This is a genomic window from Kitasatospora sp. NPDC048296, assembly GCF_043201815.1.
Classification (GTDB): domain Bacteria; phylum Actinomycetota; class Actinomycetes; order Streptomycetales; family Streptomycetaceae; genus Kitasatospora.
Genome location: NZ_JBICZB010000055.1, coordinates 43,546 through 58,050, shown reverse-complemented (window position 1 = coordinate 58,050; position 14,505 = coordinate 43,546). Strand labels below are relative to the sequence as shown.

13 protein-coding genes are annotated in these 14,505 nt (G+C 71.9%); 2 read left to right on the top strand and 11 right to left on the bottom strand.

What is annotated here, in order from left to right; genetic code table 11:
* Positions 1 to 453: 453 nt before the first annotated feature.
* Positions 454 to 1,722, bottom strand: a complete 1,269-nt coding sequence (tyrS, locus tag ACGF12_RS27575; protein ID WP_393035450.1) for a tyrosine--tRNA ligase — start codon at positions 1,720 to 1,722, stop codon at positions 454 to 456.
* Positions 1,723 to 2,014: 292 nt separating this feature from the next.
* Between tyrS and ACGF12_RS27570 the strand changes: the two genes are divergently transcribed.
* Positions 2,015 to 2,551 carry an HNH endonuclease gene (locus tag ACGF12_RS27570; RefSeq protein WP_393035441.1) on the top strand — a complete coding sequence of 179 codons (537 nt, stop codon included), beginning with the start codon at positions 2,015 to 2,017 and terminating at the stop codon, positions 2,549 to 2,551.
* Positions 2,552 to 2,657: 106 nt separating this feature from the next.
* Here the strand turns inward: ACGF12_RS27570 and ACGF12_RS27565 are convergent, their stop codons facing one another.
* From ACGF12_RS27565 to ACGF12_RS27535, 7 genes are all read right to left on the bottom strand, one after another.
* Positions 2,658 to 4,559, bottom strand: coding sequence for a PQQ-binding-like beta-propeller repeat protein (locus ACGF12_RS27565; RefSeq protein WP_393035438.1), 1,902 nt, complete (start codon positions 4,557 to 4,559; stop codon positions 2,658 to 2,660).
* 107 nt (positions 4,560 to 4,666) lie between these two features.
* A complete protein-coding gene (locus ACGF12_RS27560; protein WP_393035435.1) occupies positions 4,667 to 4,972 on the bottom strand; it encodes a 4a-hydroxytetrahydrobiopterin dehydratase in 306 nt (101 codons plus the stop codon).
* 34 nt (positions 4,973 to 5,006) lie between these two features.
* On the bottom strand, positions 5,007 to 5,186 hold the full coding sequence (locus tag ACGF12_RS27555) for a DUF1272 domain-containing protein (RefSeq protein ID WP_387627499.1): 180 nt from the start codon (positions 5,184 to 5,186) through the stop codon (positions 5,007 to 5,009).
* Between the two features lie 38 nt (positions 5,187 to 5,224).
* Positions 5,225 to 5,983 (bottom strand): sulfite exporter TauE/SafE family protein, encoded by a 759-nt coding sequence (locus ACGF12_RS27550; RefSeq protein ID WP_387627497.1) that lies wholly within the window; start codon positions 5,981 to 5,983, stop codon positions 5,225 to 5,227.
* A gap of 251 nt (positions 5,984 to 6,234) precedes the next feature.
* Positions 6,235 to 7,296, bottom strand: a complete 1,062-nt coding sequence (locus ACGF12_RS27545; RefSeq protein WP_393035432.1) for an SPFH domain-containing protein — start codon at positions 7,294 to 7,296, stop codon at positions 6,235 to 6,237.
* 10 nt (positions 7,297 to 7,306) lie between these two features.
* Complete coding sequence (locus ACGF12_RS27540) at positions 7,307 to 7,729, bottom strand: NfeD family protein (protein ID WP_393035429.1); 423 nt, start codon at positions 7,727 to 7,729, stop codon at positions 7,307 to 7,309.
* A 153-nt stretch (positions 7,730 to 7,882) separates the two neighbouring features.
* Positions 7,883 to 8,674: an ABC transporter ATP-binding protein gene (locus ACGF12_RS27535; RefSeq protein WP_380616129.1), complete on the bottom strand. Its 792-nt coding sequence runs from the start codon at positions 8,672 to 8,674 to the stop codon at positions 7,883 to 7,885.
* A gap of 150 nt (positions 8,675 to 8,824) precedes the next feature.
* Between ACGF12_RS27535 and ACGF12_RS27530 the strand changes: the two genes are divergently transcribed.
* A complete protein-coding gene (locus ACGF12_RS27530; protein ID WP_393035426.1) occupies positions 8,825 to 9,628 on the top strand; it encodes a hypothetical protein in 804 nt (267 codons plus the stop codon).
* 8 nt (positions 9,629 to 9,636) lie between these two features.
* Here ACGF12_RS27530 and ACGF12_RS27525 read toward each other — a convergent pair whose 3' ends face one another.
* The 3 genes from ACGF12_RS27525 to ACGF12_RS27515 all read right to left on the bottom strand — a co-directional run bounded on the left by ACGF12_RS27525 (position 9,637) and on the right by ACGF12_RS27515 (position 14,325).
* Positions 9,637 to 10,290, bottom strand: a complete 654-nt coding sequence (locus tag ACGF12_RS27525) for a response regulator (protein WP_387627492.1) — start codon at positions 10,288 to 10,290, stop codon at positions 9,637 to 9,639.
* Positions 10,283 to 11,380 (bottom strand): GAF domain-containing sensor histidine kinase, encoded by a 1,098-nt coding sequence (locus ACGF12_RS27520; protein ID WP_393035447.1) that lies wholly within the window; start codon positions 11,378 to 11,380, stop codon positions 10,283 to 10,285. The genes ACGF12_RS27525 and ACGF12_RS27520 overlap by 8 nt, the downstream gene beginning before the upstream one ends.
* Before the next feature lie 365 nt (positions 11,381 to 11,745).
* Positions 11,746 to 14,325: an FHA domain-containing protein gene (locus ACGF12_RS27515; RefSeq protein WP_393035423.1), complete on the bottom strand. Its 2,580-nt coding sequence runs from the start codon at positions 14,323 to 14,325 to the stop codon at positions 11,746 to 11,748.
* Positions 14,326 to 14,505: the final 180 nt, after the last annotated feature.

Genomic DNA, 14,505 nt, shown 5'->3' with positions numbered 1-14,505 from the left:
CTTTTGGCACGCTGTTGAGTTCTCAAGGAACGGACGCTTCCTTCGGACCGCCTTCCAGCGGGCCCTCCGGGCGCTTCGTTCTTTCGTGTTTCCAGTTTACCAGATGTTTTCCGCTCCGTTTTCCGGAGTTTCATTCATCCGATTTCCCGAACTGTCGGGGCCGCTTTCTGCGACGACCGCCACTTTAGCGTATTCCGAGTGTTACTCGAAATTCACGCTCACACCCGGTTGACGGAGACGCCGACGAACCCAACTGAATGGGCATCGAGGTGAGAGTGGATCTTGCTGAGTGAGGTGGCCGCTCCAGCGACTCGTTCAACACTAGGCCACCTGGAGGACATCGTCAAACGTTGAGGGCCGGATCTGTCCAGATCCGGCCCTCGGGGCTCAAAGCCGCAGCTCAGAGCTGGTGCGTTTTCAGCCAGTCGATCAACTGACAGGTCAGCAGACCGGTCAGCCGGCCGAGACCAGCTCTGCTGCCGCCAGGTTGCGCTTGCCACGGCGCAGCACCAGCCAGCGGCCGTGCAGCAGGTCGGCCTCGGTCGGCACCGCTTCCTCGTCCGTCACCTTGACGTTGTTGAGGTAGGCACCGCCCTCCTTGATCGTCCGGCGGGCGGCCGAGCGGCTCGGCGCCAGGCCGACGGCGACCAGCAGGTCGACCACCGGCTGGAGTTCGGACACCTCGGCCTTCGGGACCTCGGCCAGGGCGGCGGCCAGGGTCGGAGCCTCCAGGTCGGCCAGGTCGCCCTGCCCGAACAGCGCCTTGGACGCGGCGACCGCGCGCTCGTACTGCTCGGCGCCGTGCACCAGCGTGGTGAGCTCCTCGGCCAGCGCGCGCTGGGCCAGGCGGGCGGCGGGGCGCTCGGTGGTCTCGCGCTCCAGCTCCTCGATCTCCTCCTTCGAGCGGAAGCTGAAGATCCGCAGGAAGTTGGAGACGTCCCGGTCGTCCGCGTTCAGCCAGAACTGGTAGAAGGCGTACGGGGTGGTCAGCTCGGGGTCGAGCCAGACCGTGCCGGACTCGGTCTTGCCGAACTTGGTGCCGTCGGCCTTGACGATCAGCGGCGTGGCCAGCGCGTGCACGGACTTGCCGTCGGCCTTGCGGATCAGGTCCGTGCCGGCGGTGAGGTTGCCCCACTGGTCGCTGCCGCCGGTCTGCAGGGTGCAGCCGTAGCGGCGGTTCAGCTCCAGGTAGTCCATGCCCTGGAGGATCTGGTAGCTGAACTCGGTGTAGCTGATGCCCGCGTCTGAGTTGAGCCGTCGGGCGACGGCCTCCTTGGCGATCATGTTGTTGACGCGGAAGTACTTGCCGACGTCGCGCAGCAGGCTGATGGCCGACATCCCGGAGGTCCAGTCCAGGTTGTTGACCATGCGCGCGGCGTACGGGCCCTCGAAGTCGAGGAAGCGCGAGATCTGGCCGCGCAGTCGCTCGACCCAGCCGGCCACCGTCTCCGGGTCGTTGAGCACCCGCTCCGCGGTGGGCTTCGGGTCTCCGATCAGGCCCGTGGCACCGCCGACCAGGCCGAGCGGGAGGTTCCCCGCCTGCTGGATGCGGCGCATGGTGAGGATCTGCACCAGGTTGCCGAGGTGCAGGCTGGGGGCCGTCGGGTCGAAGCCGCAATAGAACGTGACCGGGCCGTCCGCGAACGCCTTGCGCAGTGCGTCCTCGTCGGTGGACAGGGCGATCAGCCCACGCCACCGCAGCTCGTCGACGATGTCCGTCACGGTCACGCTTCTCCTTCGATCGGGCGTCCGCCGGTGCCGGCCCGATTCCGTCGGGCCCCGGGTCGGTACGACTCCAGCCTGATAGAGCCTACGCGGTTCCGGCCAGCGAGTTTCCGCCGAGGCGCGGTGCCGGGCGCACGACGCGCTCCCCCCGGGTGCCCGGCCGATACCGGAAATTCCGTTGTTCGTCGGCTGTGGGCCCATTCAGAGTGGTTCCACCGCCGTGCGGCGGCAGTGACGTGTGTGGAGACGGTCGTGCCGCCGTGGCACGCCCGTGGGAAGGGTGTGCCGAGTGCGCAACACGCTGGTTCTGAACGCGAGCTACGAGCCCCTGACGACGGTGTCGCTCCAGCGCGCCGTCGTCCTGGTGCTCCAGGACAAGGCGGTGGTGGAGCAGGCGCATCCGCTGCGCTCGATCCGGGGGACGGGCGTGGCCGTCCCGGTGCCACGGGTGATCAGACTGCAGCGGTACGTACGGGTGCCGTTCCGACAACAGGCCCCGTGGTCGAGGCGGGGTGTCCTGGCCCGGGACCAACACCTGTGCGCGTACTGCGGGCGCCGGGGCACCACCGTGGACCACCTGCAGCCCAAGTCGCGCGGTGGCGAGGACAGTTGGATGAACACCGTGGCCGCGTGCGCGGAGGACAACCAGCGCAAGGCCGACCGGACACCGGAGCAGGCCGGGATGAAACTGCTGCGGCGGCCGTTCGTGCCGACGCCGCAGGCCACCCTGATGCTGGCGCTCGGCCTGCGCGGCTCGGAGGCCCGGGAGCTCGCCGACTGGCTGCCGGCGGTGCCGGGCCAGCCCCAGCCCGTCCCGGCGGCCTGACGGCGGAGCCCGATCCCAAGGCCCGTTCCCGAGGCCCGATCCCAAGGCCCGACCGCAAGGCCCGACCGCAAGGCCTGGCCTCTGAGGGGCCTCGGCCCGAAGGGCTTCAGCCCTTCGCCTCGTAGCCCGCCGCCGTGCCGAAGTTGGCCGAGTGCTCGGGTATCACGACCACCTGCCCGCCGCCGATCACGACCCGCCCGGAGACCAGCAGCGAGCCGGTGCCGGGCGGGAAGTTGCCGCCGACCGCCTCCTGGCCACCCGCCAGCGGGAAGCGGCCGAGGCGGGCGGGCTGGTCGCGGCGCTCGTCAGCTGCCAGCACCAGCGAGCCGCCGTCGATGGCGACCGCCCGGACGGTGCCCTTGGCGGCGGTCTGCGCCTTCCAGCGCTGCTTGCCGGTGTCCAGGTCGTAGCCGACCGCGGACACCGGCCCGCCGCCGTTCGCCGGGACGAGCGTGGCGACCATCGTGCGGCCGTCGAAGAAGACGTTCGGAGTGGCCGAAAACGTACCGTGGGCGACGTCCAGTCGGCCACCGTCGGTGACCACCGGGATCTCGGCGGCCGGGTCGCCGGAGGCGCCCCAGGCGAACACCCGGTCGTCCTCGGGCTTCGCGCCGGTGGTGAGCACCACGGCCGGCTCGGCGGCGAGCACCGTCACCGTCTTCGGCGAGTTGTTCAGACCCCGCCACCAGGAGACCTTGCCGTCCGCGGTGTTCAGCGCGACGGCCTGGTCGGCAGGGGTCGAATCGGCGCAGGAGGAGGCGACCAGCACGGTCTTGCCAGTGACGCCGCCGGACAGGGTGCAGAACTTGCCCTGCCCGGTGTACTGCCAGACGTCCTTGCCGTCGGCCGCGCCCCAGGCCACCGCCCGGTCGTCCCCGACCGCGATCACCTTGTCCTCGGTGACGCCGATCCGCGCCGCGTAGGCGCCCTTGGCGTCCGAGAGGGTCTTGGTCCAGGCGGTCTTGCCGGTCTTGGTGTCCACAGCGGCGACCAGCGTGCAGGGGCTCTTCGGATCGGCCTGCGGCCGGAACAGGGCCGCGCCCAGCCCGGCCGGGTTCACACCCGCCGACAGCCCGCACGGGACGGCCCCGGCCGCCGGGGGCTCGACCGACCAGGTCGGCTTGCCCGCCGTCCGGTCGTACGCGTGCACGCCGGTGCCGTCCGCCCGGACCACCACGTCGGCCAGCAGCCAGCTGCCGGCCAGCGTGTCGTCCCCGCCGCCCTGGGTTGCGGCCACGGGCTGCGCGGACCAGACCTTGGTGTGCGCCACCGCGAAGCCGGGCTCGCCGCTGCTGGTCGCGGACGCGCTGCCGCCGCCCTCGGCGCCGACCGTCAGCGCGGCCGTGAGCAGCACCCCGAGTGCGGCCACCCCGGCGCCGGCCCGCACCATCAGGGCCCGCCGGCTGGGCACGTGCTCCCCGGTCAGCACGACTGCCCGGGCCTTCGAGACCAGCGAGGAGGAGCCGCCGTCACCACCGCCGCGCCGAGCCACCCGCGAGGACGCGACGGACGCGACGGCCCCGGCGGACCCAGCAGGCTCAGCGGGTTCCGCCGGAGGCTCCTCATCGGCCGGCCCGGCCTCTGCCGCGGGCTCCTCGACCGGCACATAGCCGTCGGCCGAGTACTCGGCGCCCGCCGGAACGTACAGCGCCTCCTCCTCCGCCGCCGGCTGCTGCTCCTGCTGCGCGTCCTGCTGCTGCGCGGCGTACGGCGCGTACAGCTGCTGCCCGTACTCCGGGTACTGCTGCTGGTACGGCTGGTACTGCTCCTGGCCGCCGTACTGCCCCTGGCCGTAGCCGCTCTGGACGTACCCGCCCTCGACGTACCCGGTCGGCCCGTAGCCGGCCTGCTGGTCGTACGGGTGCTGGTCGTACTGCGGCGCCTGCTGCCACTGCCCGTGCGGCTCCGGCTGCTGCCACTGCCCCTGCGGCTGCTGCGGCTCGTAGTACCCGCCCTGGGGGTACCACTGCTTCTGGGCGTGGGCGTCCCCGAAGGGCTCCTGCGCCATCGTTACGTCCCTCCCGGCCCCCCGCCTGCCTGCCGATTGCGGCAGTCAGCATCTCACGCCCGGCCGAGCGCCCCGCCCGGGCCCTCGGCGCAGCGCAGGAGCGGGTCTCAGACCGCCGACTCGGCGCGCAGGGCGTCGTCGATGCGGGCGGCGAGGGTGAAGTCCAGGCCGGTGAGCCCGCCGGCGCTGTGGGTGGACAGCACGAAGCGCAGGGTGCGCCAGCGGATGTCGATGTCGGGGTGGTGGTCGAGCGCCTCGGCCTGCTCTGCGACCGCGACCACCACCCGGATCGCCGCCGGGAAATTCGGGGCGTCCGCGCCGCGGACGATGCTGTCGCCCTCCCGCGCCCACTGCGGTACGGCCGCCAGGGCCGTCCTGATCTCGTCCTCGCTCAGCCGTGCCCTGCTGCTCATCGGTGTGCTCCGGGTGTCGTCGGTCGGGTGCCGGTCAGGCCGCCTTCCGGCGCGGACGGACCACCAGCTCGCCGCCGCAATTGGGACAGTTGGCGGCCATGGCCTCGGTGCAGTCCGGGCAGAAGGTGCACTCGTAGGAACATATCGAGGCGGGGCCGTCGGCGGTCAGCGACACCGCGCAGCGCTCGCAGGTCTCACGCATCTCCAGGGCCATGGCGTATTCCTCCGACTTGTGTACGGTCTGACGTTCGTTCAGCTCACGAGCAGCTTGGTGACGGCCGCGAGCCCGACCACCACGATGATCCCGCGCAGTGCGGTCGGCGGCAGACGGCGGCCGACCTTGGCGCCGAGCAGGCCGCCGACCAGCGAGCCGGCCGCGATCAGCCCGGCGGCCGTCCAGTTGACCGTCGAGGTGAACAGGAAGAACAGCGCGGCGACCCCGTTGACGATCATCGCGAGCGCGTTCTTCACCGCGTTGATCCGCTGCAGGTCCTCCTGGAGCAGCATGCCCATCAGGGCCATCAGCAGGACGCCCTGCGCGGCGCCGAAGTAGCCGCCGTAGATGCCGGTGAGGAAGACCCCGACCAGCAGCACCGGGCTGCCGTCCGGGTCCCCGTCGGCGCGGCGGCGGGCGGCGACGGCCTTGGCGACCCTGGGCTGGACCACCACCAGGACGAGGGCCAGCAGGATCAGCGCCGGGACGATCGCGTCGAAGGCCCCGCTGGGCAGCTTGATCAGCAGCAGCGCGCCGAGCAGCCCGCCGAGCAGCGAGGCGGTGCCCATCCGCAGCAGCCGACGGCCCTGGCCGACCAGTTCGCGGCGGTAGCCGATCACGCCGCTGAGCGAACCGGGCACCAGGCCGAAGGAGTTGGAGACGTTGGCGGTGACCGGCGGGATGCCGACGGCGAGCAGCACCGGAAACGTGATCAGCGTGCCGGAGCCGACGATCACGTTGATCATCCCGGCACCGACGCCGGCCACCAGGACGGCGAGCGCCTCCCAGAGCGTCATGGGTCACCTCTCCTCTCGGTCCTGTCCGAGGGGATCATGCCGGACCCCGCACCGGCCCGACCAGGCCCGCCCACCATTCGGGACGTACGCCACACTGCCAGGACGCCGCGGCCACCCGGCCGGACAGCCGCACAACGGCACGGCTACGGGGCCGCTCGACCGCACGGCCACGGGGCCGGGACACGCCGAGGGCCCGCCACCACCAGGCAGCGGGCCCTCCACCGGACACCGTCACATCACTCCGGGTCGATTCACTCCGGGTCGATCTTGCGGTACTCCCGCGCCGGGTCCACCCGGGGACGGGCGGCGCCCTTCTCGACGTCCACCGGCCGCGGCCCGGCCGCCGGGTCGAGCGGCACCTGGGTGGCCGCCGGGGCCGCCGGGGCCGCCTGCGGAACGCTCGGCGCCGCGATCGCGCCGCCGTTGGCACCGCCGCCGTTACCCGTCAGGCCGGTGAAGGCGCCGCCGAGGCCCTTGAGCGCGTCGCCGACCTCGCTCGGGATGATCCAGAGCTTGTTGGAGTCGCCCTTGGCCAGCTCGGGCAGGGTCTGCAGGTACTGGTAGGCGAGCAGCTTCTGGTCGGCGTCGCCGTCGTGGATGGCCTCGAAGACCGTCCGGATCGCGGCCGCCTCACCGTCGGCGCGCAGCACCGCGGCCTGGGCCTCACCCTCGGCCCTGAGCACGTCGGCCTGCTTCTCACCCTCGGCCTTGAGGATCTGCGCCTGGCGCTGGCCCTCGGCGGTGAGGATCGCGGCGCGCTTGTCACGGTCGGCGCGCATCTGCTTCTCCATCGAGTCCTGGATGGAGGTCGGCGGCTCGATCGCCTTCAGCTCGACGCGGTTGACCCGGATGCCCCACTTGCCGGTGGCCTCGTCCAGGACGCCGCGCAGGCCGGCGTTGATGACCTCGCGCGAGGTCAGGGTCGACTCCAGGTCCATCGAGCCGATGATGTTGCGCAGCGTGGTGACGGTCAGCTGCTCGATCGCCTGGATGTAGCTGGCGACCTCGTAGGTCGCCGCCCGCGGGTCGGTGACCTGGTAGTAGATGACGGTGTCGATGTTGACGACCAGGTTGTCCTGGGTGATCACCGGCTGCGGCGGGAACGGCACGACCTGCTCGCGCAGGTCGATCCGGTTGCGGACGCGGTCGATGAACGGGACGACGATGTTCAGCCCTGCGTTGAGCGTCCGGGTGTAGCGGCCGAAGCGCTCCACGATCGCGGCGCTGGCCTGCGGGATGACCTGGATCGTCTTGATCAGCGCGATGAAGGCCACCACGACCAGGACGACCAAAACGATAAGGACGGGTTCCACGGACTCTCCCCTAGACGACCAGGGCGGTCGCGCCCTGGATTTCGACGACGTCGACCTTCTGGCCCGGCTGGTACACGCTGTCCGGATTGAGTGCGCGGGCTGACCAGATCTCGCCGTTGAGCTTGATCCGGCCGCCCTCTCCGTCGACGGTTTCCGCGACGACCGCGGTGGCGCCCTGGAGCGCCTCGATGCCCATCCTGATCTGCGGGCCCTTCCGCAGCTGCCGACGGGCGATCGGGCCGACGAAGGCCACCAGCCCGACCGAGACCAGCACGAAGGTCAGGGTTTCGAGGACCACTCCCCCGCCCAGCCCGGCCACCGCGGCGGCCGCCAGCGCACCGACCGCGAACATGGCGAACTCCGGCACCGCGGTGAGCACCAGCGGTATGCCGAGCCCCGCGGCGGCCAGGAGCCACCAGATCCAGCTGTCCACACGTCCATCCTAGGGAGCGAAGGGCCTTCGAGGCGGACAGTTCCCGCAGGTCGAGGGGCGGAAACCGGTCGCACGTGCGACCGGTTCCGACGGCCTTCCGAGTGATGGACGGGTGAGGAGGGAAAGGAGGGTCCGTGAGGGACGGACGGGGCCTCAGCCCAGCGGCAGGCCCTGGGCCGACCAGCGGTCGCCGTGGCGCTCCAGGGTGAGCGGCAGCCCGAAGCACTTGGAGAGGTTCCGGGCGGTCAGCTCGGTGTCGATCGGACCGGCGGTGAGCACCTTGCCCTGGCGGATCATCAGGACGTGGGTGAAGCCGGGGGCGATCTCCTCGACGTGGTGGGTGACCATCGCCATGGCCGGGGCGAACTCGTCCTGGGCGAGCGCGCCGAGCCGCCGGACCAGGTCCTCGCGGCCGCCGAGGTCCAGGCCGGCGGCGGGCTCGTCGAGCAGCAGCAGCTCGGGGTCGGTCATCAGGGCGCGGGCGATCAGGGTGCGCTTGCGCTCGCCCTCGGAGAGGGTGCCGAACTTGCGGCCGGTGAGGTTGGCCATGCCCATGCGGTCGAGCAGGGCGAGGGCGCGGGCCTCGTCGGACTGCTCGTAGGTCTCCTGCCAGCTGACCGTCATGCCGTAGGCGGCGGTGAGCACGGTCTGCAGCACGGTCTGCTCGGCCGGCAGCTTGTCGAACATGGCGGCACCGGCCAGGCCGATCCGGGAGCGCAGCTCGAAGACGTCGATCTCGCCCAGCTTCTCGCCCAGTACCGAGACCTTGCCCGAGGTCGGGAACAGGTACGAGGAGGCGATCTGCAGCAGGGTGGTCTTGCCGGCGCCGTTCGGGCCCAGGATGACCCAGCGCTCACCCTCGGAGATGGACCACGAGACCTGGTCGACCAGCGCGCGCCCCTCCCGGACCACGGATACGTCCACCAGCTCCAGCACGTCGCTCATGCCTACGCCTTCCCCAATACACAAAAATCTCGGCCGTCGGTGCGGGCGGCGAGCCTACTCCGGCAGCCGGTGGGCACGGGGTGGGTGCGCCGCACACGCATGGGCAAACCTACGCCACGCGGATGACCGCCGATTCCGTAGGCTGGCTGGATGCTCGCGACTCCTGCCGACAATCCGTACGAAGAACCCCGTTCGGGGCGGCTGACCGCCTGGGGCAACGCCCTGCTCAGCGGCCTGGTGCCGCCCGACAACGCCGCCGCGGCCGTGCTGGGCGCGGACGAGAGCCACCGGGTCACCGGGCTGCCCGGGGACGAACCGGGCGAGCAGCACGGGCTGACCTGGGCGCTGGGCCGGCTGCGGGTGCTCGGGGTGAAGGGCCTGCGCCTGGCACTGCCCTCCACCGGGCACCCGCTGGGGCTGACCGGCCCGGCGGTCTTCAACGAGCGCGCCATGGCGGCGGGCGAGGCGGTGCTCGCGGTGGGCGTGCCGCTCGGCCTGGTGCCGGAGATCACGGTGTACGGCCCGGAAGGGGACCGCGCGGCCACCGTGCTGTGGCGCTGCGCCGAGGTCAACGACGCCCCGCCGGCCGACGTGCCCTCGCTGCACGAGGCCGAGCGCGAGCTCGCGGACGGGCTGCGCGAGGCGACCGTCCTGCTCACCCGGCTCGACGTGGCCGGTGCCGGGCCGGAGGCGCTGCGCGCGCTGGAGGCCTACCGCCGCCGCGGCCACACCGAGCTGCTCGCCCCCGGCTACCCGCCGCGGGCGGTCCGGGTGCTGGAGTCGGCCCGCCAGGTGTCCGCCCTGCTGTCGATCGCCTCGGGCGGCCACGGTGCGGCCGTCAGCGCCTCCGAGATGGCCGCGCGCCAGTCCGTCCTGGCTCCGCTGCGGCGCACCGCCCGCCGGGCCCAGGTCGCCGCCTACAACGCCCTGGTGGACGAGCGCGAGGACCGCTGAGCCACGCCCTACCCGCGCGTCTCTCCGTTGCGGACGGCCCACAGCGCGGCCTGGGTGCGGTCCGCGAGGTCCAGCTTCATCAGGATGTTGGAGACGTGGGTCTTCACCGTCTTCTCCGACAGGTGAAGGCTGCGGGCGATCTCCCGGTTGGACCGGCCGTCGGCGATGTGGCCGAGCACCTCGCGCTCGCGCTCGGTGAGGGTGCCGCCGCGGCCCTGCGGGGCGCGCGGGCCGTCGTCGGAGAGCAGCGCCTCGGCCAGTTCGGGCTGGAGCAGCACGTGTCCGGCGTGCACCGAGCGGATCGCGCCGGCCAGCGCCTCCGGGTCCACGTCCTTGTAGACGTACCCGGCGGCGCCGGCCCGCAGCGCGGGGACCATCGTGCGGTGCTCGGTGAAGCTGGTGACGATCAGGATCCGGGCCCGGCTGCCCTCGTCCTTGAGCGTGCGCAGCGCCTCGATGCCGTCGACGCCGGGCATCTTGAGGTCCATCAGGACGACGTCCGGGTCGAGTTCGCGGGCGCGGTCGACGCCCTCGGCCCCGTCGGCGGCCTCCCCGACCACCTCGATGTCGTCCTGGACCTCGAGGAAGGTGCGCAGTCCGCGGCGGACCACCTGGTGGTCGTCGACCAGCAGGACGCGGATCGGCGGCGTGCTCTCAGGCACCGGGGACCTCCATCTCGACGAGCGTCCCCTTGCCGGGGGCGGACTCCAGGGTGAGCGTGCCGCCGACGGCGGCCGCGCGGTCGCGCATCGAGGCCAGGCCGAGGTGGCGGCCGGCCCGGCGGACGGATTCGGGGTCGAAGCCGCGCCCGTCGTCGCGCACCCGCAGCAGGGCGCCGCGCGCGGGCGTCCCGGCCAGGGTGACGGTGACCCGGCGGGCACCGGAGTGGCGCAGCGCGTTGTGCAGCGCCTCCTGGGCGACCCGCAGCAGAGCGGCCTCCTGAGCAGGCGGCAGGGCGCGCACGCCGTCGGCGGCGAAAGCGACGTCGGCGGTGTGCGCCCGGTCGAGGACCTGCACCTGGGAGGCGAGGGTGGCGCTCAGCCCGTCCTCCTCCAGGGCGGCGGGGCGCAGTTCGACCACGACGGCCCGCAGTTCGTCGGCGGCCTCGGCGGCGAGCCGGGCGACCTCGGCGAGTTCGGCGCGGGCCCGGGCCGGGTCGCGGTCGACGAGCTTGGCGGCGGCCTTGGCGGTCAGTCGCAGCGAGAAGAGCTTCTGCGAGACGGCGTCGTGCAGGTCGTGGGCGATCCGGGCGCGTTCGCCGGCCAGGGTGAGTTCGCGGCTGCGCTCGTACAGGCGGGCGTTGGAGAGCGCGAGGGAGGCGTGGGCGGCGAGGATCCGCAGCAGTTCCTCGTCGTGGTCGGTGAACAGGCCGCCGCCGCGCTTGTTGGCGAGGAAGATGACGCCCATCACCTGGGGTTCGTCCTCGGCGGCCTCGCCGTCCAGGACGGGCATGCCGAGGAAGGCGTCCATCTCGGGGTGGGCGGCGGGCCAGCCCTCGAAGGCGGGGGCCTTTCGGACATCGGCGAGCCGGGTAGGGCCGGTCTCGTGCAGCATCTCGGCGAGCACGCCGTGCTGACGGGGCAGCGGGCCGATCGCCCGCCACTGCTCGTCGGTGACGCCGTCGACCACGAACTGGGCGAAGCCGCCGTGGTCGTCGGGCACGCCGAGGGCCGCGTACTCGGCGCCGAGCAGGTCCCGGGCGGAGGCGGTGATGCGGCGCAGCACCTCGCGGACCTCCAGGTGCCGGCTCATCGCGAGCAGCGCCTGGCTGACGGCCTCGATGCCGGTCAGCGGGTCGCAGAGGGCCTCGACGGCGGCCGGCGGGTCAACGGGGGTCCGGTGGTCACCGGTCGTGCTGGGCATACCGCCAAACTACCGCCGCCGCGGACGCCGCCGCGTCCGTCCCCGGCCGCGCCGGACGCAGGTCCGGGGACCTAGGCCGCTGGGCCCGCCCGCCCCTTCGACTCGGGGCGAGCGGGCGAATCCCCGCCCCGAGCCGAAGGGGCGCGCCGGTGCCGAAAGGCAGAAGCGACAAGCGAGGAACGAGCGCCGGAGCGCCGACCGTCGGCACCGGGTCCGAGCGCCCCGGAGGCGAGCGGGCGAATCACAGAAGGCTGTCAGCCCTTCTGCATGACCTCCGGCTCGTGCCGGCGCTGCAGCCTCGTCACGATGACGCCGATGATGATCGACATCACGATTAGCACGCCCGCATCGATCGACCACTGGGCGACGCTGTGCTTCCACAGCGGGTCGTAGTTGGGGTGCTGGAAGTCCTTGTTCCAGGGGCCCAGGAGGTGCGACAGGTCGAGCGTGGTGGCCACCATGCCGGTGCCCCAGCGGGCCGGCATCAGCCAGCCGACCTGCTCCAGGCCGGGCTTGCCGAAGATCTGGAAGAGGCAGCCGGTGAAGACGACCTGGACGATGGCGAACATGACCAGCAGTGGCATGGTCTTCTCGGCGGTCTTCACCAGCGCGGAGATCATCAGGCCGAACATCATCGCGGCGAAGCTCAGCAGGATCATGCCGATCGTCATCTCGATGAGCGGCGTGTTCTGGACCAGCAGGCCGCCGTGCTCGGGGAGCTTGCGCGGCAGGAAGCCGACGGCGGAGATGATCGCGCCCTGGATCACGCTGAAGATGCCCAGCACGATGATCTTGGACATCATGTACGCCGAGCGGGACAGGCCGGTGGCCCGTTCCCGTTCGTAGATCGCCCGTTCCTTGATCAGTTCGCGGACGGAGTTGGCCGCACCGGAGAAGCAGGCGCCGATCGCCATGATCATGACGATCGGCCCGGCTCCGGAGTTGAGCCCCAACTGACTCTTCGGGTTCGGTGCCAGCCCGGGCTCGTTCGGCATCAGCACGCTGACCACGCCGATGACCGCGGGCAGCAGCACCGACAGCGCCAGGAAGCCGCGGTCCGAGGCGAGCACCGACATGTAGCGGCGCATCAGGGTCCACAGCTGCGAGCCCCAGCTCTGCGGCTTGGGCGGGCGGAGGGCCTCCTGGGCGACCTGGACGTGCTGCACCTCGCCAGCCTCGACGGTCGCGGCGGAGTACTGCTGGTAGTGCACGGAGCCGCGGTAGCGGCCGGCCCAGTCGTGGTCCGGGTAGTTCTCGAAGGCCTGGAAGACGTCCGCCCAGGTCTCGTACCCGAAGAAGTGCAGCGCCTCGTCCGGCGGGCCGAAGTAGGCCACCGAGCCGCCCGGCGCCATCACCAGCAGCCGGTCGCAGAGCGCGAGTTCGGCCACCGAGTGGGTGACGACCAGGATCGTGCGGCCGTCGTCGGCCAGGCCGCGCAGCATCTGCATGACCTCGCGGTCCATGCCCGGGTCGAGGCCCGAGGTGGGCTCGTCCAGGAAGATCAGCGAGGGCTTGGTGAGCAGCTCCAGGGCGACCGAGACGCGCTTCTGCTGGCCGCCGGAGAGCGCGGTGATCTTGTTGTCGGCGCGCTTGTCCAGACGCAGCTCGTACAGCACCTCGTCGATCCGGGCGTCGCGCTCCTTCGCCTCGGTGTCGCCGGGGAAGCGCAGCCGGGCCGCGTACTTGAGGCCCTTTCGGACGGTGAGCTCGCGGTGCAGGATCTCCGACTGCGGCACCAGGCCGATGCGGGAGCGGAGCTCGGCGAACTGCTTGTAGAGGTTGCGGCCGTCGTACAGCACCTCGCCGCGGTCGGCCGGGCGGTAGCCGGTGAGGGCGCGCAGCAGGGTCGACTTGCCGGAGCCGGACGGGCCGATGACCGCGACCAGGGACTTCTCCGGGACGCCGAAGCTGACGTCGTTGAGCAGGATCTTCTTGGCGCCCTTGTGCTCGACCTCGACGGTCAGGTGACGGGCGGAGAAGGAGACCGCGCCGGTGTCGACGAACTCCTGCAGCTGGTCGCCCACCAGGACGAAGCTGGAGTGGCCGACGGTCAGCCGGTCCTGCGGGCCCATCAGCTGACGCTGCACCGGCTGGCCGTTGAGGAAGATGCCGTTGTGGCTGCCGAGGTCGACGATCTCGTAGCGGCCGTCCGGCAGCTGGCGCAGCTCGGCGTGGTGCCGGGAGACCTGGAGGTCGGACACCACGATGTCGTTGTCCAGCGCACGACCGATCCTGACGGTGCGCATGGCCGACGTCAGGTTGCGGATCATCGTGGGCTGCGGGGTGCCGCCACCGCCGTGCTGCGGCGGGGCCTGGAAGCCCTGCTGCTGCGGGAAGCCACCGTGCTGCGGCTGCTCGGGCTGCGGCGCGTGCTGCTGCGGCACGAACTGCGGCTGGGGCTGCTGGCCCGGCCAGGCCTGCTGCTGGTACGGGTCCTGTCCCGGCCAGGCCTGCTGCGGCGCGGGCTGGTGGGGCGTCGGGACGGGGCCGCGGGCCGTCGCGGCGTCGTGCACCGGCGAGGGCTGCGGGGCGGCCGCGGCCACGGGCGCCGAGAAGGCGAGTCGGGGGCCGTTCTCCGGGTTGCCCAGGTTGACCACGGCACCGGGGAACAGCTGGGCCTGCATGGTGCGGGCACCGGCCACGTACGTGCCGTTGGTGCTGCCGTGGTCGTCCAGCAGCCAACCACTGCCGTTGAAGCTGATCGTCCCGTGCTGCCAGGAGACCCTGGCGTCTTCGAACGGGAAGTCCGACTGTGGATTGCGCCCGATGGTGTAGGACCGCCCGGGCTCCAGAGTCCGCTGCTGTCCGTTGATATCGATGACGAGTTGCGGCACTCTCGCCTGCCCCGCTCTCTCGGTTCCCCCGAATTGTGGCCCCCGCCCGGGGGTGCGCTGTTCCTCTGACTGACGGGGGGAATCATTCCAGCCCGCCGTCCGCCGGTGAAAGTCACCCCGGGTGACTGTGACCAGGCTGCTACCGGACCGGGGCGCGCCGGTGTCCCGCGAGGTGGGACG